This is a genomic window from Pedobacter heparinus DSM 2366, from assembly GCF_000023825.1.
Lineage (GTDB): Bacteria > Bacteroidota > Bacteroidia > Sphingobacteriales > Sphingobacteriaceae > Pedobacter > Pedobacter heparinus.
In genome coordinates this window covers 2355578-2376267 of the sequence record NC_013061.1, presented here as the reverse complement: position 1 = coordinate 2376267, position 20690 = coordinate 2355578, and the positions used below count along the sequence as shown (strand labels likewise).

The 20690-nt window shown below is 42.8% G+C and carries 21 protein-coding genes; 7 read left to right on the top strand and 14 right to left on the bottom strand.

The window, feature by feature from the left end:
- Positions 1-3 precede the first annotated feature (3 nt).
- Complete coding sequence (gene chrA, locus PHEP_RS10210) at positions 4-1203, bottom strand: chromate efflux transporter (protein WP_036674008.1); 1200 nt, start codon at positions 1201-1203, stop codon at positions 4-6.
- Positions 1204-1214: 11 nt separating this feature from the next.
- Entirely contained in the window at positions 1215-1550 is a 336-nt protein-coding gene (locus tag PHEP_RS10205; RefSeq protein WP_015807876.1) for a heme biosynthesis protein HemY, read from the bottom strand.
- A gap of 177 nt (positions 1551-1727) precedes the next feature.
- Between PHEP_RS10205 and PHEP_RS10200 the strand changes: the two genes are divergently transcribed.
- Genes PHEP_RS10200 through PHEP_RS10185 form a run of 4 tightly spaced genes read left to right on the top strand, consistent with a single transcriptional unit; the run spans position 1728 to position 5420 of the window.
- Positions 1728-2465 carry an electron transfer flavoprotein subunit beta/FixA family protein gene (locus PHEP_RS10200; RefSeq protein ID WP_015807875.1) on the top strand — a complete coding sequence of 246 codons (738 nt, stop codon included), beginning with the start codon at positions 1728-1730 and terminating at the stop codon, positions 2463-2465.
- Positions 2466-2509: 44 nt separating this feature from the next.
- Positions 2510-3481, top strand: coding sequence for an electron transfer flavoprotein subunit alpha/FixB family protein (locus PHEP_RS10195; protein WP_015807874.1), 972 nt, complete (start codon positions 2510-2512; stop codon positions 3479-3481).
- Between the two features lie 50 nt (positions 3482-3531).
- On the top strand, positions 3532-4143 hold the full coding sequence (locus PHEP_RS10190) for a bifunctional nuclease family protein (RefSeq protein ID WP_015807873.1): 612 nt from the start codon (positions 3532-3534) through the stop codon (positions 4141-4143).
- Positions 4144-4154: 11 nt separating this feature from the next.
- Complete coding sequence (locus PHEP_RS10185; protein ID WP_036674455.1) at positions 4155-5420, top strand: nucleoside permease; 1266 nt, start codon at positions 4155-4157, stop codon at positions 5418-5420.
- A 68-nt stretch (positions 5421-5488) separates the two neighbouring features.
- On the opposite strand, the gene PHEP_RS10180 is transcribed toward PHEP_RS10185, so the two are convergent.
- The 7 genes from PHEP_RS10180 to PHEP_RS10150 form a co-directional block, all read right to left on the bottom strand.
- Complete coding sequence (locus PHEP_RS10180) at positions 5489-6775, bottom strand: citrate synthase (protein WP_015807871.1); 1287 nt, start codon at positions 6773-6775, stop codon at positions 5489-5491.
- Positions 6776-6898: 123 nt separating this feature from the next.
- Positions 6899-7432, bottom strand: a complete 534-nt coding sequence (locus tag PHEP_RS10175; protein ID WP_015807870.1) for a DUF3347 domain-containing protein — start codon at positions 7430-7432, stop codon at positions 6899-6901.
- A gap of 100 nt (positions 7433-7532) precedes the next feature.
- Positions 7533-8045 carry an outer membrane beta-barrel protein gene (locus PHEP_RS10170; RefSeq protein WP_015807869.1) on the bottom strand — a complete coding sequence of 171 codons (513 nt, stop codon included), beginning with the start codon at positions 8043-8045 and terminating at the stop codon, positions 7533-7535.
- 97 nt (positions 8046-8142) lie between these two features.
- The gene (gene miaA, locus PHEP_RS10165; protein ID WP_015807868.1) at positions 8143-9066 is read right to left on the bottom strand and encodes a tRNA (adenosine(37)-N6)-dimethylallyltransferase MiaA; all 924 of its coding nucleotides are present in this window, start codon (positions 9064-9066) and stop codon (positions 8143-8145) included.
- Positions 9067-9867 (bottom strand): hypothetical protein, encoded by an 801-nt coding sequence (locus tag PHEP_RS10160; RefSeq protein WP_015807867.1) that lies wholly within the window; start codon positions 9865-9867, stop codon positions 9067-9069.
- The gene (locus PHEP_RS10155) at positions 9858-10235 is read right to left on the bottom strand and encodes a hypothetical protein (protein WP_015807866.1); all 378 of its coding nucleotides are present in this window, start codon (positions 10233-10235) and stop codon (positions 9858-9860) included. The genes PHEP_RS10160 and PHEP_RS10155 overlap by 10 nt, the downstream gene beginning before the upstream one ends.
- Positions 10236-10294: 59 nt before the next feature.
- A complete protein-coding gene (locus PHEP_RS10150; RefSeq protein ID WP_015807865.1) occupies positions 10295-11386 on the bottom strand; it encodes an MBL fold metallo-hydrolase in 1092 nt (363 codons plus the stop codon).
- A 146-nt stretch (positions 11387-11532) separates the two neighbouring features.
- On the opposite strand from PHEP_RS10150, the gene PHEP_RS10145 reads away from it, so the two are divergent.
- Both PHEP_RS10145 and PHEP_RS10140 read left to right on the top strand, forming a co-directional pair.
- Entirely contained in the window at positions 11533-12663 is a 1131-nt protein-coding gene (locus tag PHEP_RS10145; protein ID WP_015807864.1) for a DmpA family aminopeptidase, read from the top strand.
- Positions 12663-13502 carry an aminotransferase class IV gene (locus tag PHEP_RS10140; RefSeq protein WP_015807863.1) on the top strand — a complete coding sequence of 280 codons (840 nt, stop codon included), beginning with the start codon at positions 12663-12665 and terminating at the stop codon, positions 13500-13502. The genes PHEP_RS10145 and PHEP_RS10140 overlap by 1 nt, the downstream gene beginning before the upstream one ends.
- A 3-nt stretch (positions 13503-13505) precedes the next feature.
- Here the strand turns inward: PHEP_RS10140 and PHEP_RS10135 are convergent, their stop codons facing one another.
- The 5 genes from PHEP_RS10135 to PHEP_RS10115 are packed head-to-tail and all read right to left on the bottom strand — an operon-like array spanning position 13506 to position 18207.
- A complete protein-coding gene (locus PHEP_RS10135; protein WP_015807862.1) occupies positions 13506-15332 on the bottom strand; it encodes a DNA topoisomerase 3 in 1827 nt (608 codons plus the stop codon).
- Positions 15333-15334: 2 nt separating this feature from the next.
- Positions 15335-16234, bottom strand: a complete 900-nt coding sequence (locus PHEP_RS10130) for a histone deacetylase family protein (RefSeq protein WP_015807861.1) — start codon at positions 16232-16234, stop codon at positions 15335-15337.
- A gap of 1 nt (position 16235) precedes the next feature.
- A complete protein-coding gene (locus PHEP_RS10125) occupies positions 16236-17096 on the bottom strand; it encodes a bestrophin family protein (protein WP_015807860.1) in 861 nt (286 codons plus the stop codon).
- A 36-nt stretch (positions 17097-17132) separates the two neighbouring features.
- Positions 17133-17738: a DNA-3-methyladenine glycosylase gene (locus tag PHEP_RS10120; RefSeq protein ID WP_015807859.1), complete on the bottom strand. Its 606-nt coding sequence runs from the start codon at positions 17736-17738 to the stop codon at positions 17133-17135.
- Positions 17731-18207 carry a GAF domain-containing protein gene (locus PHEP_RS10115; RefSeq protein WP_015807858.1) on the bottom strand — a complete coding sequence of 159 codons (477 nt, stop codon included), beginning with the start codon at positions 18205-18207 and terminating at the stop codon, positions 17731-17733. The genes PHEP_RS10120 and PHEP_RS10115 overlap by 8 nt, the downstream gene beginning before the upstream one ends.
- A gap of 294 nt (positions 18208-18501) precedes the next feature.
- Here PHEP_RS10115 and PHEP_RS10110 point away from each other — a divergent pair, with 294 nt between their 5' ends.
- A complete protein-coding gene (locus PHEP_RS10110; protein WP_015807856.1) occupies positions 18502-20679 on the top strand; it encodes a S46 family peptidase in 2178 nt (725 codons plus the stop codon).
- Positions 20680-20690: the final 11 nt, after the last annotated feature.

Genomic DNA, 20690 nt, shown 5'->3' with positions numbered 1-20690 from the left:
CGCTTATAAAAAGTAACCCAGCAGTATTCCGGCCAGTACAATAAAAGGCGGACTGATTTTGGTGTAATTCAAAATCAGGAAGGTAGCCACCATAATAGCTATAGCCAGACCATTCAGGGCCACGGGCATCAGTAAAAGTACAAATGCAGCAATAATAAAGCCCACACTTACTGCATTGATGCCTGTTAAGGAATGTTTAATACGGGTTATCTTTTTAAGGTCTTCCCAAAAAGGGACAATAAACAGCACCAGGATCAGCCCGGGTAAATTGATACCGAGCACCCCCACCAATCCCCCTAAAACCTGTCCGGTTGGCCCAAAACCAAAATTCCGCATACTTAGGGCGCCCAGATAACTGGTAAATGAAAAAGTGGGCCCCGGCAATGCCTGCTGCAAGGCAAATCCCGACAAAAAGCCTGAAGCGCTCAGGTACTGCTTCATCTGTACAAACTCTGTGAACATTAAAGGTACCAGCACCTGCCCCCCACCAAAAATGACAATGCCATTTCGGTAAAAATTCTCGAAAAGCCTGATGGGCAGACTAAAAGGTGATGTCCGGTTGATGATTGCGCCCAGCAGTGCCAGGAACAGCAATACACCAAAAAAATAAGTCAGTTTTTTAGGATTGATATTAGAGAAGAGGTTCAGCCTGATGGTACTTTCTTCTGCAGGTGTCCCTATGGCCGATGACACCATTCCCCCAAGTAAGATGGCCATAGGAAACACGTAGGCATTTCTTAAAACCAGGGTTACAATTGCCGCAGATATGGCCAGAAAAACCGTGAGTTGTGAAACCAGCACTCTTTTTGCCAGGTTATAAGCACCATAAGCTACAATGCCCAAAGCAATAGGCTGTATGAATTCCAGTATTTCGGTAAACTTTGCCTGCTGGTCCAGTTTTGCAAAACTGATGGCCGCAAAAGTCATGATGGCTGCCGAAGGAAGGATCCAGATCAGGAAAGTAATGATGGAAAGCTTTAGGCCACCAACTTTATAAGCAACACCTACAAGGGTCTGTGTAGAAGCCGGACCTGGTAATACCTGGGCCAGTGCATTCAGTTCCAGCAATTCTTCCTCTGTAACAAAAGGAACGCTTTTAACAAAATATTTAAGCAGGAGTGCCAGGTGTGCCTGGGCCCCTCCAAAAGCAGTAAAGGTGAAAAGAACTACGTTCCTGATAAACAACAATTTTCTTTTGCCCACCTGCCTGTCAGTTAATCATCTTCGTAATCTAAACCTGCGGCAGAATTATAAGCACCCTGCAGTTCAGAAAAAGCATGCATATCCCGTTTATTCCTTGCAGCCAGCATTCCTTTCTGGTAAATTTCAATTGCTTTTTCTGTTTGCTGCAGCTGTTCATAAAGTTTACCTAAATGGTAATAGGTACCCACATAATCAGGATGATCAGTGGTTAGCCTCAAATAATATTCAAGTGCTTTTTCCGTATCATTTGAGGTATTATATTCTGTTGCCAGTGCATACAATACGAAAGGATCATTCGGATCACTCTGTAAAAACTCCAATAACTTTGCTATTCGGGTACTTTGCATTTTAAATCCCTGCTTTTTTAATTAGATTTGCAAAAAGGCAATGTGTAGTTTATAACGAACCATTACCATCTTAAAAATCAATTTATAACTCTATGAAACCATCATGAGATACAAATTAACTAAAAACGATTGAGCTCATGATAGCTTCATAACCATTAAAAATCAATTTATAACTCTATGAAAATATTAGTTTGTATCAGTAACGTGCCAGACACAACGACAAAAATAACTTTTACCAACGATAATACACAATTCAATACATCCGGAGTTCAGTTCATTGTAAACCCTTATGACGAGATCGCCCTATCCAGGGCAATTGAACTTTGCGAAGGTGGTAAAGGAACTGTAACTGTAATTAATGTTGGGGAAAGCGCTACCGAACCAACCATCAGGAAAGCGCTTGCTATCGGTGCCGATGATGCCGTAAGGATCAATGCTGCACCAAGGGATGCTTATTTTACAGCTTATCAGATTGCTGAATATGCCAGGAGCAATGAATTTGACATGATCTTATGTGGCAGGGAGTCTATCGACTACAATGGCTCGCAGGTTGCGGCGATGGTAGGCGAGTTCCTTGACATCCCATCTGTTTCTATCATAAAAAAACTGGATTATGACGGAACCACAGCTACCATAGAACGTGAAATAGAGGGCGGTAAAGAAATCATTTCTATAAGTGGTAAGTTTATTGCCAGCTGTGCCGAGGGTACCGCAGAACCGAAAATACCCAATATGAGGGGTATCATGTCGGCCCGCACCAAACCTCTGCAGGTGGTTGAAGCCAAAGAAATAGCACAATTGAGTAAAATACAGCAATTTGAAACGCCTCCGCCACGCGGAACAGTTAAATTGGTACCGGCAGAAGATGCTGCCAGTTTAATCGGACTGTTACACACGGAAGCCAAAGTAATTTAAGCCATTCTGTTTCAAATTTTAAAAAATCATTTAATAAAGATCTTATGTCAGTTTTAGTATATGTAGAGCAGGTAGATGGTAAATTTAAGAAATCTGTATTCGAGGCAGTTTCTTATGCAAAAGCCATTGCAGATAAACAAAGCAGCAATTTAACTGCGATTTCTATTGGTAACGTTGGCGACAGCGAACTTAAGGAACTGGGTAAATACGGTGCGTCAAAAGTATTGAACGTTTCCAATGAGCAGTTAAAAAACTTTGTAAACCAGGCTTACGCCGCAGTGATTGCAGAGGCAGCAAAAAAAGAAAATGCTGATGTTATTATTTTATCTAATTCTTTCTCAGGCAAAGGGTTAGCGCCAAGAATTGCAGTAAAACTTAATGCAGGACTGGTAGACGGTGCTGTAGAATTGCCACAACTTGATGCCGGAAAATTCCAGGTTAAAAAAACAGCCTTCTCCGGAAAGGCATTTGCCATAACTGAACTCAGCTCTGCAGTTAAAGTAATTGCCCTGAACCCAAATGCTTTTGGTGTGAAGGACAATGCGTCCGACATTAGCATAGAAGCTTTTAGTCCGGAACTAAAGCCATCAGACCTTACTGCTATTGTAAAAGAAGTAGTAAGGGCTACCAATAAAATATCCTTACCGGATGCGGAACTGGTTGTTTCTGCAGGGAGAGGTTTAAAGGGCCCGGAAAACTGGGGAATGATAGAAGAACTTGCTGCACTGCTGGGTGCAGCTACAGCTTGTTCCAAGCCGGTGTCGGATGCCGACTGGAGGCCACATGCTGAACACGTTGGCCAGACAGGTATTGCCATCAGCCCGAACCTGTATATTGCCATTGGTATCTCTGGGGCGATCCAGCACTTGGCGGGTGTAAGTTCATCAAAAGTAATTGTGGTAATCAATAAAGACCCAGAAGCACCTTTCTTTAAGGTGGCCGACTATGGTATTGTTGGCGACGCATTTGAAGTTGTACCAAAATTAATAGAAGCATTAAAAGCACATAAAGGTTAATTAAACATACGGGGGTAATCATTTTATTGCTCCTGTATGTTTTACTTCATATGAAAAAAGTAAAACTAGATATTGTTGGTCTATCTTATAGCCAAACCCAGTCGGGCGCTTATGCGCTGGTACTGGGAGAAGTAAATGGCAGAAGGCGTTTGCCGATCATTATTGGTGCCTTTGAAGCGCAGGCGATAGCCATTGAAATAGAAAAGATGACCCCAAGCAGGCCATTAACACACGACCTGTTCAAAACCTTTGCACAGATTTATAACATCGATATCCAGGAGATCCTCATTTACAACCTGGTAGAAGGCGTATTTTATGCCAAGTTGATCTGTACTGACGGAAAAACAACCCATGAAATTGACGCCCGTACCTCAGATGCCATTGCCTTAGCTGTCCGGTTTAGTGCAGCCATTTATACCTACGAGTTCATCCTTTCCTCTGCAGGCATAGTCATAGAAGGCAATGATTTCCTTTTTCTTGAAAACATCGATAACATATCTAAAGAACAGGGCACGGAAGACCTCTCTTCTATCCCTTCATCAAGTTATAAGTCGCTTACCCTGGAAGAGCTTAACCAGAAACTGCAGGAAGCAATTGCAGAAGAAGCCTACGAAAAAGCAGCCAGGATACGTGATGAAATCAATAAAAGAGGATCAAAATAGATGAGCTTATGATGAATGTTAAGTTTCGCTTAACCCTGATGAATTTTATGCAGTTCTTTATCTGGGGTTCATGGCTGATTACTATTGGCGTATACTGGTTTCAAAATAAGAAATGGTCGGGCTCAGAGTTTGGTGCTATTTTTTCTACCATGGGCATCTCCGCTATTTTTATGCCTGCACTAACCGGCATTATATCAGACCGCTTTATCAATGCCGAGAAACTATACGGACTGATGCACATTTGTGGTGCAGTTGTATTGTTCTGTTTACCAATGGTAGATAACCCCCATACCTTTTTCTGGGTAATACTGTTAAACATGATCTTTTACATGCCTACCCTATCCCTTTCTATTACAGTAGCTTATTCTGCTTTAAAAAGCAACGGTAAAGATGTAGTAAAGGATTACCCACCCATCAGGATCTGGGGAACGATAGGTTTTATAGCTGCCTTATGGGTAGTCAGCATTTCCGGCAGCGAAGCCACATCCAACCAGTTTTACATTGCTTCGGCAGTTTCCCTGCTGCTGGGACTTTATGCCTTTACCTTACCTAAATGTCCACCATTGGCCAATAAGGTAGATTCAAAATCATTTGTTGATGCCCTGGGTTTAAGGGCCTTTGCCTTGTTTAAGCAAAAGAAATTTGCTGTATTTTTTCTTTTCTCCATGTTCCTGGGTGCCGCCCTGCAGCTCACCAATGCGTATGGCGATACCTTTTTACACGATTTTAAGAATGTACCCGAGTTTCAGGACCTGCTGGCTGTAAAGTATCCGGCCATCATTATGTCCATTTCTCAGATTTCGGAAACCCTGTTTATCCTGGCCATCCCCTTTTTCTTAAGAAAGTTTGGAATAAAATACGTAATGCTGTTCAGCATGCTGGCCTGGGTATTGCGGTTTGGTCTGTTTGCTTACGGCGATCCTGCCGGTGGCCTATGGATGATCATTTTGTCCTGTATCATTTACGGGATGGCCTTTGATTTTTTCAATATCTCCGGATCGTTATTTGTAGAAACACAGATCGATGCAAAAATACGTGGCAGTGCTCAGGGCCTGTTCATGATGATGGTAAACGGCTTTGGCGCACTTTTCGGCAGCTTTACCAGTGGCTTTATCATTGATAAGTTTTTTACACATACCGATCAGAGTAAGGACTGGCACAGCATCTGGATCACATTTGCATCCTATACCCTATTGCTTGCCATTGTATTTCCATTTGTATTCAAATACAAACACAATAAGGCAGAAGAAAAGGCCATAGAAGCAATGCGCCATTAAAATATAAACCATAAAAAAAGCCCTGTCAGTTAATGACAGGGCTTTTTTTATGGAATTAAATAGCTGTATTACCTGTCTTTTATTGCAGTAAAAGTTCTGTCGGTATGACCAACGTAAATCTGGCGCGGGCGTCCTATCGGCTCTTTGTTTTCATGCATTTCTTTCCATTGTGCAATCCATCCCGGTAAACGGCCCAAAGCAAACAATACAGTAAACATATCCGTAGGGAAACCTAAAGCCCTGTAAATGATCCCCGAGTAGAAGTCGACATTAGGATATAGTTTACGTTGTACAAAATAAGGATCGCTTAAAGCTGCTTCTTCCAGTTTCTTGGCAATTTCCAGTACCGGATCGTTGATGCCCAGTTTTTCTAAAATATCATCACAAGCCTTTTTAATGATCTTAGCCCTTGGATCAAAGTTTTTATATACCCTGTGCCCAAAACCCATCATACGGAAAGGATCATTTTTATCTTTGGCTTTATTGATCCATTTTTCTGTATCCCCGCCATCTTGTTTAATTAGTTCCAGCATCTCTATTACTGCCTGGTTCGCGCCGCCATGAAGTGGCCCCCATAAGGCGTCTATACCTGCAGAAACCGATGCATACAAGTTACAATCTGAAGAACCAACAATCCTTACTGTAGAGGTAGAACAATTCTGTTCATGGTCTGCATGTAAGATCAATAAGGTGTTCATGGCATTTACCACAACCGGGTCAATCTCAACTTCCTCTGTACGCTGACCAAAGATCATGTTCAGGAAATTGCTGATGTAATCGTATTTATTTTTAGGATAGATCAGCGGGTGGCCTAAAGATTTTTTATATATGAAAGAAACAATGGTCGGAAACTTGGCCAGCAGTTTGATCATGGTCAGGTCCATCGTCTCAGGCGATGAATTTGCATTTAAAGACTCCGGGTAGAAAGTAGATAAAGAACATACCAGTGAAGAGAGCTGGGCCATAGGATGTGATTTCGACGGATAACCATCCAGAAATTTCTTCATATCCTCATGGATCAGTGTATGTCTGCTGATCTGTTTTTGAAAATCATCCAATTGCACCTGTGTGGGCAGGTCGCCATATATCAATAAATAGGCTACTTCTAAGAAAGTAGATTTTTTTGCCAGTTCTTCAATCGGATAGCCACGGTATTTTAATATACCTTGTTCACCATCCAAAAAGGTTATTGCACTTTTGGTAGAGCCCGTATTTTTGTATCCAAAGTCTAAAGTGATATGACCTGTTAAATCTCTAAGTTTAGAGATATCTATAGCTTTCTCCCCTTCGGTTCCAGTGATAACGGGGAATTCATACACTTTTCCATCAATCTTAATTTCTGCAATATCTGACATATATATTCTTAAATTTATAAAAACAAACTTAACTAATCCATTCCGGTTAGCTTTTAGCTTATTATAACAAAGCTGTTAAATTATTATTAAATGCGCGTCAAAAACAAGTAAGAATCAAAAATATTACTTACCAGTTCTGATCTCTTCCACAACCCTTCCGCAATCCATCATTTCATCTCCATAATAAGGGTTCTGTATTTTCTTTTCCGAAGCAAGCCAGTCGCCCCCAACGCCATTATTGGCCATTGGGCAATGCTGTACAAAAATGCTCCCTTTAATCAGGTCTGCATGTTTAAATAAGGCGATTACATCTTCACTCAGGGATGTAAACAAGGCCCTCTGGTTTTTAATATCCTTTGCAACAGCAATTTTTTCGGCAGTTAAAGCTGTGCTTTCACAACCTTTATAAGCGGCCAGATCGGTTTTAAGCACTGCGGCAGTCTTTTGTGCGTCCTCAAATTTTGCAGCAACCAGTGCATCTTTCAAAGCGATATAACCATTGTAAATAGCCTGGACTTTATTGTCCTTCAGTTCAATATGATTAGCGATGGTATCAACAACGCCCGATGTAGTATCCGAATTCCCTGCTACTTTCTTTTCTGTATTGGTGCAGGAAACTATCCCTGTGATGAGCATTACTGCCAGATATTTCCTCATGTTTTGATTTTTGGGTTAAAATAGCATTTTAATTTTAAATAAATAAAAAAGCTCCTGAAAAAATCAGGAGCCTGGTAAAATTTTATGCTCTATGGTACAGTTACAGCTTAAATCCGTAAGCAATTCTAAGTGCAACCTGGCCTAATGATGCACCGCTAAATTCAGCACCTTCATAACGCAGACCAAGATCTATACCATTGTCAAAGCCATAACCAATTCCAGGAGCCCACAAAAAGGCTGTTTTTGAACCTGATTCTGTACCAAACCCTGCACCTAGTTCACCGGATGCATACAGGCTCTCGGCTAAGAAAATTTTAACACCAGCTTTAACAGGTACCATTCCGAAACTTCCACCACCATAGCTATCCTTTAATGAGAAGCTGGTATAACCTGCAGACAATAATCCTGAAACATTGGAACTAAAATCTTTTTGTAAACGTAAATCTCCACCTATTGCCAGACTATATCCGGTAGTTGTAGGCACACCTACATTAAGCCCAACGCCCAAGCGCCATGCTTTAGAATCTCCAGACTGAGCATGTACATTTGTACTAACCAATAAAGCTACTGCAGCTACTGCAGAAGCTAAAAATTTTGTAACTTTTTTCATCATTTGATTCGTTTTAATTTAATTTTTAATACAGAAACAATCCGTACACTATAGTTCTTTGCAAACAGCATGCCATAGCCGAAAAAATGAACACATTAAATTAAGAAATTTTATACAAAGAGATTATTTTACTAACCAGCTGATCTGTATTACCCTCTGTGTTCAGCCAATGGATGTTAACCCCATCCTTTTCCATTTTCCTGAAAAAGGTCATCTGTCTTTTCGCAAACTGGCAAATGGCGGTCCCCAGTTTCTCTTTAAGTTCCGTATAAGTGATTTCCTTATCCAGATATGACACCATAAATTTATACTCCAGACCATAAAAAACAAGCATTTCCTTACTTACCCCTGCTTCAAGAAGCTGTTCAACTTCTTCAATCATCCCTGTTTCCAGCCGTAGCTCCAGTCTTTTAAAAATCCTTTCCCTTCTTTTCTCCACATCCGAAAAAAGACCGATAACCAGAGGCTTAATGACCGCTCTTTCGGGTATATTCAGTGGGTACCGGCTTAAATAGGAAGCAATTTCTATAGCCCTGATCAGCCTTTTTGCAGAAGAGTGATCGGCATGTCCTGTAAATACATCAGGATAGGCCAGCAATCTTTTCCTAAGTTCCTCCTTATCCAGCGATAATAATTGTTGCCTAAGTTCCTGATCTACCGGCACTGCTGTATAATCGTGTTTTTGCAGTAAACTGTGTATGTACATACCAGTGCCACCGCACAGTATGGCCTTTTTGCCCTCACTGTTCAATTGCTCAAATACTTTATAAAAATCTTCTTTAAATTCATTTACATTGTATTTTTCTCCGGGCTTTTTAATGTCAATCAGGTGATAAGGGATTTGTTTTCCCTGGATATTGTACTCCTTCAGATCTTTACCCGTACCAAGGTCCATTCCGGTAAATATCTGTCGGCTGTCGGCACTGATGATTTCCGCCTCCAGTACATCGGCCAGCTCAACGGCGAGTTTTGTTTTACCCGATGCAGTTGCGCCCAGCACGATCAATAATTTAGAGGCTTCCATTTACAAGTATAAGATGTATTTTAAATTACCAGTGTTAAAAATCTGCACATAATCTGCCAGACAAGAAGCTGCATCAGCTGGTAAGCGATGTTCAAAGTATCTGGAAAGCTCATTTTTGTTCAGCCATATTTTTGCTGGCGCCGTAGTTTCCTTTAGCACAAAGCCCGATTGGGCGTAAGCATTGCCGAGCGACCAGTCACGGTCGGCATAACTCATCACATCATCTGGCTGCATCAGCGTTATAAAATGTTTAAGCAGCTTACTAAAGCCCCCTGTAATCGTAAAGCCGGTAAGGCTTGCAAAGCGGATCAGCTCTGCAGATTTATGAGTAGCTGAAATGTTTTTCATTGACCTTAAAGCACTAAAACAAGCTACTGCAACAATTTTTTCATCTATACAAAGTGCAAATTTATACCTGGCTCTGGCCGATGCCTGTAAATGGTGCTGGTCCATAAAATCAGCGGCTTGTTTTTGGGTAAGCACTCTTATTTTTGCCTTGCGCGCATGCAGGCGCTTGTTTATGCCGAGTAATGAACAAATCCTGCCCAGCACCTGTACTTGCCTTGTCAGCCATACATCCTCCCACAAATGCAATAATATCTTACCGATAGCCTTATATTCGGCTTGCAATGCAATAAGACCAGCGGGATCATAATTATTTTCCAGGGGTACCAAATGGAGCACCACTTTTTGATTGCAAAGTAACAGCTGGTATATTTCATGCTCAGGATGCTCAACATACAGGCCTGTTTCTTCCAGCGCCAATACTACTTTACTTTGCCAAACCGATTTTATACCCAAGCCTTTTCTTTATATAATCTGTAACCCTCAGCAAGCGCATTTTCAATATGCCCTAAAAGTGCATCATCTAATTTTTTGATGTGAAAACACGATTTACCTTTCAACAACTTTAAAAGTGAAGGGTCAAAAATACGTTTCATTTCCGGTTCGGCATATACCGGCATATAATAAAACCCTACATGACCTTTATGGATCATTACTGCAGCAAAATATAACTCATTTCTTTTTTCACCATCAATTACTACATTTTTATCGCTCCAAAGGTCGTAAGTGGTCTCACTGTTTATCCGATTGCTAAAGCCCAAAGTTGCGTAAGGCTGTAAAACAGCCCTGATCGTTTGAAATATCTCTATAAAGTCTGTTTTCATCTTCTCAGGTTAATATGCTATTACAACAGTAAACCACGACTATTGTTTATGAATAATGCCTAATCCAGCCACCATTCTTTTGAAGGATAACTTTCATCTAAAATAACAGATTCTCCCAATAAAGGTGTAGTGAGCTTAAAATTTTCTGCCTTTGCTTTTTTTACCACTCGGATGGCCGGTTCATTCCAGGCATGCATGGCCAGGCTAAACTTAGCCCAGTGCACCGGCATCAGCACTTTTGCATTTAAATCTTTGGCAGCCTGTACCGTTTGTTCCGGAAACATGTGTATCAATGGCCAGTAAGTATTGTACTGTCCGCATTCCAGTATGGCCAGATCAAAAGGCCCATACTTTTCTCCGGCCTCCTTAAAGTGGGTATCATACCCCGAATCTCCTCCCAGGTACAGTTTGTGTTTTGTACCTTCCAGCACAAAGGCCGACCACAAAGTCTGGTTTCTGGTAAATGTTCTGCCTGTAAAATGGCGGGCTGGGGCTGCCCTAAACTTTAAGCCTCTGGCCAGCGTTTCTTCGCCCCATACCAGTTCCCTTATTTTAGCTGCAGGTACCCCCCATCGCTCCAGGTGCGCACCTGCACCTAAAGAAGTAATGAACAAGCTGGTCTTATCCTTCAGTTTCAAGATACTCTGATAATCCAGGTGATCATAATGGTCGTGGGTAATTAAAATAATATCCGTTTCAGGAAAATCTTCTGCTTTGATAAAATCCGTTCCCTTGTAGGCGCTGCTGCCCAAAAAAGAAAATGGAGAAGGTTTTTTACTAAATACCGGATCTACCAGTATTTTTACCCCATCTATCTGTAAAAAGTAGGAAGAATGGCCAAACCAGATGAGTTTAGTCTGCCCAGATCCACTAAAATCCGGCACCTTATGCGGTAAAGGCTTTTTAGGTGAACTGTTTTCATTACCTTTGATCATTCCCCTGATCATGTCCCAGTAACTTACACCATCCGGTTTCATGGGTGTGGGCGAAAGGTTTTGCAGGGCTCCCTCTTTATAATTGGCCAGGCTTTTTATCCGCTCCAAACGCTTTCCGGCAGGCACACTCCCAAATACGGGCAGGCGAAGTACCAAAATGGTGGTCAACCCAAGCAGCACAACGATCAGCAAAATAACATACATAGTTTTTTTCATTAAATAATTCTCCCGTTCCAAGGCATTAAAAGACAAATATATATTACACCAGGCCTTTTACAAGCCCAATAGCTTAGCGCAGCTTAAATTTACACCCCGGCTACACATCAATTGTATCTTAACAGGCTTATCGTTAATATTGCATCATGTTAAGAAAGACCTTGTTCCTCTTGTGTTTATTGTCTCCCCTGATTGGCGCTGCTCAAAAAAAAATGAGGGCCAGAGACTATGGCATCAACATTGGTGTGTTACCTGTTGGCCTGTTCAATGCCATTACCGATGTTCCCGGGGTTAAAGTTGGCCATACCACCCTTATTAAGGGCAATCATATCCGAACAGGCGTTACCGCCATATTGCCGCACTCGGGCAACCTTTTTCAGCAAAAAGTACCGGCTGCCATATTTGCCGGAAACGGATTTGGCAAGCTTGCCGGAAGCACACAGGTCATGGAGCTGGGGAACCTGGAAAGCCCCGTTGTGCTCACCAATACCTTAAATGTGGCAACCGCTATGGATGCTGTAGTTGGCTATACCCTGCAGCAAAAAGGAAATGAGAAAGTGCAATCTGTAAATGCGCTTGTGGGTGAAACCAACGATGGCTATTTAAACGACATCAGGGGAAGGCATGTTAGCCGGCAGGATGTGCTCCAGGCTATCCAGACTGCTACAGGCGGAAATGTGACCGAAGGGAATGTTGGCGCCGGCACTGGCACTGTCTGTTTCGGTTTTAAAGGCGGTATCGGCACTTCATCCAGAAAATTACCCAAAAGCATGGGTGGCTATACCATTGGTGTAATTGTACAAACCAATTTTGGCGGTGTATTGCAGATTGCAGGTGCCCCTGTTGGTAAAGAGCTGGGTACTTTTACTTTCAGCAACCAGCTGCTGAACAACGTAGACGGATCCTGCATGATTGTAGTAGCTACGGATGCGCCCGTAGACAGCCGGAACCTGGAGCGTCTGGCGAAACGGGCATTTATGGGACTGGCCAAAACAGGGGGCATTGCCTCAAACGGCAGTGGCGATTATGTTATTGCATTCTCTACGGCCGAACAGCTGAGAATTGCCCACAGCCCTGCCAGCCCAACACAGGGCACCGAACTGTTGACAAACGATTACACCTCGGCTTTGTTTATGGGGGCTATAGAAGCGACAGAAGAAGCCATCATCAATTCCCTTTTTGCAGCAGAAAACATGAAAGGCAACGGCAAGGAAGTCGCCGCCCTTCCGGCCGATAAAGTTATCCCGATCTTAAAACATTACAACACCGTAAAATAATGAACAACAATTTCGTTTTTATCAATGATGCCTTTTTTCAGGCCGAGCATTCTGCCATCCTTATAAAAGATCTTTCCGTACAGCGGGGCTATGGCATTTTTGATTTTTTCAAAACGGTTAACAGCAAGCCGGTATTCCTTGATGATCATTTAGACCGCTTTTATTATTCTGCAGCACAGATGCACCTGCAGGTTGGCCTGTCACGCAGCCAGCTAAAAGAAATCCTGGCCGAACTGATGAAACGAAACAACCTTCCCGATTCAGGCATCAGGATTACCCTTACAGGTGGCTATTCAGAGGATGGTTATAACCTGGCCGAAAAGCCCAACCTCATCATCACCCAAAACAGCTTTACCAGTAACCAGCAGGCCATCAATAAAGAGATTAAACTGGTTACCTACAATTATCAGCGTCAGCTTTCGCACATCAAAACCCTCGATTACTTAACCGCCATCTGGCTGCAGCCTTATATAAAAGAACATGCTGCCGAAGATGTGCTTTACCATAACAACGGTGCTCTGCGCGAATGCCCGCGCGCTAATTTTTTCCTGGTTACAGCAGCGAATGAAGTACTTACCGCCGGCGAAAGTATTTTAAAGGGCATTACCCGTAAAAACATCCTTAACCTGGTACAAACTGACATACTGGTTGCAGAAAGGGCAATTACACTGGACGACCTGGCCACAGCAAAAGAAGCTTTTATTACCAGCACCACCAAAAACATCATGCCGGTTACAAGCATAGATGGGAAAAACATTGGCAACGGAACCATTGGCCCTGTTACCTCAAAACTGCAGGAGCTCCTGAGGCAGAAAGCCAGTACAGCTACCGGTATTTAGTTTTTATATTTTTTCTGCCAGTGTTAAGCCCGCTGCAAGCAATTCATTGGTAATGGTTTTGGTGTAATCGGCTATTTCGGCTTTAAAATCACTTACAGAAGCACCAGACCTGATCTCTTCCAGCCTTTTTTCCCATTGTCCGGTCAGTTCAGCCTGGGCAATTTTCTGGTCTTTTACCACATCATAAACTGCCAGTCCTTTAGTTGTGGGCACCAGGTTCCGCTTTTCCCTGGAAACGTATTCACGGCTAATGAGCGTTTCGATGATGGCCGCACGCGTAGCTGGTGTACCCAATCCGCTATCCTTCATGGCGTACCTCAATTCCTCATCTTCAATGTCCTTACCCGAAGTTTCCAGTGCTTTTAACAAAGAAGCCTCATTGTACATTGCTTTAGGTTTGGTTTGCTTTTCCAGCAACGCCTTATTGGTAACCGGAAGCTCCTCTCCTTTTTTCAACTTAGGCAATGCCGGGTTATCCTCATCCTTCTTCTCCTCATCCGATTCATTAAATACCGACCGCCAGCCCGCAGCACGGATCACCGTGCCATTGGCAATAAATAAAGAACCGGATTCGACAGATATCTTAGTGATCTCTTTTACACATTCCTGATGAAAAGCCTCAATCATCCGTCCAACTACCATATCATAAACAGCTTGTTTATCACCATTTAACTGATAAGGGGACTCGCCTGTAGGTAAAATGGCATGGTGGTCGGTTACCTTTTTCGCATTTACACTGCGCTTGTTTAAAGGAACCGTAAGCAGAAACTCTGCCTGCTTTCCAAAATCTTTATGGCCCCTTACCTTATCGATCAAAGCAGGCACACCCGCAAATATATCATCGCCGATATACCGGCTGCCCGTACGCGGGTAAGTAACCAGCTTGCTTTCGTAAAGACCCTGGAGCAAACTTAAGGTCTGGTCTGCCGTAAAGCCCTTGCGCTTATTGGCCTCCTGCTGCAAACTGCTCAGGTCATGCAGCAATGGTGGTGGTTCCTTACGCGGCTTGGCTTCCACACTTAAAATCTTCCCTCCATTACTAAAACCCGAGGCCACGTCTTCAATTTTAGCCAGCAGTTCCTCTGCTTCTTCCTTTTTATCAAAATTGCTGACCGACATGGCCCTGAACAGCTGTCCGTCCTTATCCAGCTGTATGGCCAGCTGATAATAAGTTTGGGGGACAAAATTTTTGATCTCCAGAAAACGGGAGCAGATCATGGCCAGTGTAGGTGTCTGTACCCTGCCCAGCGACAATACCGAACGGTTTCCTGCCGAGATACTTAAAGCCTGTGTGGCGTTCATCCCTACCAGCCAGTCAGATTCAGACCTGCAGTGTGCAGAATTGAACAGGGTATCGTAATCTGTACCCGGCTTTAAGTTCCTGAACCCCTCTTTTATGGCTTCATCGGTCTGCGATGAAATCCAGAGCCTTCTAAAAGGCTTCTTGCATTTCAGGAAATAATAAATATAGCGGAAAATGAGTTCACCTTCACGCCCGGCATCCGTTGCCACAATGATCTCTGTAGCTTCATCAAATAACTTTTTAATGATATCCAGCTGCTTCCGCACACCCGGATCTTCAACCATGCCGTCCTTGGTTTTGATTTTACGGATAGCCAGTTTAAATTTCTTGGGCAGCATAGGCAAATGCTGTCTTCGCCAACCTATAAAACCATATTCCTGCGGCGGGGCCAGTTGTAATAAATGGCCAAATGCCCAGGTAAAAGAATAACCTTTCCCTTCAATATATCCATCCTTTTTAGTTGTAGCACCAAAAACCTTTGCCAATTCACGTCCCACGGAAGGTTTCTCTGCAATAACAATCTTCATAATTATTCAAAAATATCTAAACCAATTTTAAACGTACTGCAATGTGCATCCACAATGTCCTTAATAGCCGGCGAATAGCCACCACCCATACTTACCTGCACCGGCAAATGATGGTCTTTACAAAACTGCAGTACCATTCTGTCCCTCTCCCTGCAGCCTTCTTTGCTCAGGGCCAGCTTACCCAGCTTATCGCTGGCCAGTACATCCACCCCCGAAAGGTAAAATACAAAGTCAGGCCGATGGGCCAAAAGCAAAGGTAAGCTTTCTTTCAGCTTACTTAAAAATTCAGCATCCCCTGTTCCATCTCCCAAAGCAATATCCAGGTCAGACTTTTCTTTCCTGAAAGGGAAATTCTTATCGCCATGCATGGAAAAGGTAAACACCCTGGGCTCATTTTCAAAAATCTCGGCAGTGCCATTGCCCTGGTGCACATCTAAATCAATTATTAAGATATGCTTTGCCAACCCGTTATTTAACAAATAGTTTGCTGCAATCGCCTGATCGTTCAGCAAACAAAATCCTTCTCCCCAGTTGCTGCCGGCATGGTGTGTACCACCAGCAACATTAAAGGCAATTCCATATTGCAGCGCGTACCCGGAACCATCAACTGTACCCTTTGCAATCCTGATTTCCCGCTCCAGTAGTTGTGCTGTTAAAGGAAAACCTATCCTGCGTTGTTCCCTGGCAGGCAAACTGAGTGATTTTAGCTGCTCCCAATAAGCCTTTTGATGCGCATACAAGACAACCTCTTCCTCAAGCAAGCCCGGCTCAAATAAATTAGCTGCGCTGATCAGCCCCTCATGTAACAACTGTCCTGGGATCAGTTCGTATTTGATCATCGGAAAACGATGTCCTTCGGGAAGCGGGTGGGCATATAAAGGATGCCAGGCTATTTTAACCATGTTATTTTAAGATCTCCCCAACATGCTTTTCAATATTGTTGCATATCTCATCCACAGGAAGGTCATTGGCATCTTCGCCAAAAGGGTTTTCTATTTCCTCTGCGATCAGTTCCAGACTGGCCAGTACATATAAGATAAAAGGAACAATAGGCACTACAAAATAACCCAGACTAAACACCCAGCCAAAAGGCAGGGTGATCACATAAATGAAAATAAACTTCTTGATAAATGCACTATAGGAATACGGAATAGGTGTACGCTTAATCCGCTCACAACCACCACATATATCTGTAAATTGCTGAACATCTGCATTAAGTATAATCAGCTGTTCCTGACTGATCTCCCCATCTGCCTGCAGCTCAAATACCCTGGATGAAATACTTGCAGCCACCTGATTGGGAATATGTTTTCCGCCATCTACTTCGATCAGCAGACTGTTTTTTCCGAAATACTGTTTTTCCCTTAAATGCTCTTTTAAAGCAAAAGCATATTTGGCAATGGCATAATCAAAAAACTCATTGTGCGCTTCAGATAGTTTTAAAGATTTGATCTTAATGGCAAAATTCCGGCTCACATTGGTCAGCGCCCCTAAAAACCTGCGCCCTTCCCACCAACGGTCATATGAAGTATTGGTGCGGAATACCAGCAACATCGAGATTACAAAACCCAGGAGATTGTGCATCATGCCTATATTTTTAACATAAGTCGTTTCTGCAAGTTTCAGATAGTTCAGTTCGAGGTAAGCAATTATACCTGAAAATACCGCCACACTGATCATCAATGGCCATAACGTACGGATGGTATCTGCCTTGTGCACATGAAATATAAAGGTTACCCAGTCTTTCGGATTATAGTTTATCATATTGCTAAATTGTTCTCAAAATTCATGGTTTAAAACTTAACGGTTAGGTTTACTTACATAAGGATTTCCTTTGATGTAATACCGCCATGGCAAAAGTGCATGCTCTTCTGCATAATCCACACCTACCCTCGGAACTGCTGCAATGGTCTCTTCATTAAACTTCAGACCAGTATCTTCAATCCAGATCTCATCGCCCAGCAGGTCTTTTTCGTTCAGCAGCTTATCTATGCCCATTGCCTTGGCCAGTGCTCCCGGACCCGCGGTAAGGTTCGGTCTTACAACCTCCATATTTCTTCTCCTTAGCATCACATCTATGCCGATAAGCGGCTCCAGCCCCCTGATCAGTACTGCATGTGGTGTTCCTTGGGGGGCAGTAACCACATTAAACAAATGATGGATGCCGTAACAAAGGTATACATAAGAAAGGCCACCGGAACTGTACATCACTTTTGTACGGGGCGTAAACCTGCCACCATAGGCATGCGAGGCTTTATCAATCACGCCTTTATAGGCTTCCGTTTCTACAATGGTACCCGCAGTTAATTCGCCATCCACCAGGGTAAACAATTGCTTGCCCAATAACCCCACTGCCAGGGCATTCACATCCTCATGCTGATAAAAAGAAAATGGAAGTTTAGCCATTTAACAAGTTAATTATTTGCTGCAGGTATCTGGCATCAACATCATCAAAATGAGCAAGATGTTCACTGTCTACATCCAGAACTCCAATTACTTCATTTCCTTTATGCAAGGGCAATACTATTTCCGATCTTGAAGCAGATGCGCAGGCAATATGCCCGGGAAAAGCATCCACATCAGGCACAATCAGCGTTTCATCCTGTTGCCATGATGCCCCACAAACACCCTTTCCTTTGTTGATGCGGGTACAGGCTACAGGTCCCTGAAATGGACCAAGCACCAATTCACCTCCTTTAACCAGATAGAAACCCACCCAAAACCATTTAAACTGCTCTTTTAAAGCTGCAGCGATATTAGCCAGGTTGGCAATCTGATCATCTTCACCATCAATCAGGGCTTTAATTTGTGGAATTAAAGATTGGTATTGAGCTTCTTTGTTTACATTTGTTGCAATGATCAGGTCTTCTGCCATGAACTTATATTTTTACACTGCAAAATTAAACATTCCGCAGCAATAAACTATCCACCTCAGCCTTTTTCCTTTTCTTATACGCTTTGTTTGTACTTTATTTTGTATGTCAAAAACAGACATTTACCAGAAGTATTATACTAAAGAAAATATCAGTGCATATACACTGACCGCAGGCAGAGATGCACAAAAGATAAACAAACACTCGGATTAAAATTTTAGATTTGACCTTTTTAATGGCCATTGCAATGAAAGCAATACCAGCTTACCGGAAACTAACTGCTATATATAACAAAGATGAATAAAAAAATGCGAATTACATTATTGCTGACCGGCGCATTGCTTACAGTCGGCATTGTGCAATCGGGCTATAAGCCCTGGGAAGAAGGCATGTTCCCCCTAAGCGAAATCCATAAACTGGATCTAAAAAAAGCTGGCTTAAAGATCAGTCAGAATGAAATCTACAATCCAAATGGCACCAGTCTGGTTGATGCATTGGTCAATGTTGGTGGCTGTACCGGCTCATTTATATCTGATGCAGGACTGATCATCACCAATCACCATTGTGCTTTTAGTGCCGTGCAGCAGGCCAGCACACCTAAACACGATTACCTGAGCAATGGTTTTGTAGCACAAACAGCTGAACAGGAAATTGAGGCAAAGGGACTAACCTGTCGAATTACTGACAGTTATGAGGATGTGTCTGATCGTATTTTAGGGGCAGTATCACAGGTTACCGACCCTGCTTCAAGGTTAAAACTGATTAACGATGCCATGAAAAACATTGAAGTTGAGGCCGAGAAAAAAGACCCGGGCATAAAAGCCGAAGTATCGGAAATGTTTATCGGAAAAACTTATGTATTGTTCAGGTATAAAACCATAAAGGATGTGCGGCTGGTTTATGTGCCCAACCGGCAGATCGGTGAATATGGTGGAGAAACCGACAACTGGGCATGGCCACGTCATACGGGCGACTTCTCTTTCATGCGTGCTTATGTGGCACCAGATGGTTCTCCGGCCAAATACGCAAAAAACAACGTTCCCTACAAGCCAAAAAAATTCCTGAAAGTAAACCCCAACGGAACCAACGAGGAAGACTTTGTATTCATTCTGGGCTATCCGGGCAAAACTTTCCGCCACCGCCCTGCCCAGTTCATTGCCTATCAGCAGCAATTTGTATTGCCCTACGTTTCGGACCTATATGATTTCCAGAATACCACTATGGAAAATGCCGGCAAAAAAGATAAAGCGACCGAAATTAAACTGGCAACCAGGATTAAGAGAAACGCCAATGTAATGAAAAACTACAGAGGTAAATTACAGGGCCTAAAGGGCATCGACCTGGTTGGCAAAAAGAAAGCGGAGGATGCGGAGCTTGCCCGGTTCATTAACAATAATGTGGAAGTAAAAGCCAGGTATGGCACTTTAATGACCGACATTGACAACCTGTACAAACTAATTAACGGAGATGCCAAGCGGGATTTATGGCTTACCCAGCTTTACAACTCAACCAGTTTACTGGGTGTATCCAAAAACATCAATATATTCAAAGCAGATCTTGAAGCTCAGCCGGCAAACCAGCAGGAAGCTTTCTTTAAACAGAACCTGCCACGCTTAAAAGAGTTTCTGTCTGGAAATTATGCTTCATATGATATTGAGGCCGACAAAAACATCTTTAAAAAGATGCTGACTGATGCTGCAGCACTCCCTTCAGACCAGCAGGTAAGTGCATTAAGCATGTTAAACCTTACTTCCGATAGTGAAAAAGAGATTAACCGTTTTATCGATAAAACATTTAACATCAGCAAATTGAAAGATAGTGCTTATGTGTTCCATACTTTATTGGCAAGCCCTGGTTCGCTTACTGCATACAGCGATCCTCTACTGGTTTTTGAAAAAGCAATAGCCCGGCAGATAGCCGAACTGAAACCAGAGAAAGACCGCCGGGAAGGCATATTGAATAAGCTGATGGGCGATTATGTGAATGTTAAAGAAAAATTCCTGAAGAAAGACTTTATCCCCGACGCGAACAGTACTTTAAGGCTGACTTATGGCTATGTTAGGGGATACTGGCCGGCAGACGCATCATATATGCGCCCATACACGACTATAAAGGGCATACTGGAGAAAGGGACAACCGGAAATCCGGAATTTGATTACCCGGCACAGATCAGGGCATTGTGGGAGGCCAAAGACTTTGGGCCTTTTGCCAAAAAAGACCTTAAAGATGTACCTGTAGCTTTTCTTTATAATATGGACACTACCGGGGGCAACTCTGGCTCCCCTATTATGAATGACCGCGGTGAATTGATCGGTGTAAATTTTGACCGTGCTTACGGTGCTACGATTAATGATTATGCCTGGAACGAAAGTTATAGCAGGTCTATAGGGGTCGACATCCGTTATGTGTTATGGGTAGCCGCTAAAATTGACCATGCCAACTTTCTTTTAAAAGAGATCGGCGTTAAAATATAAATAATTAAAAT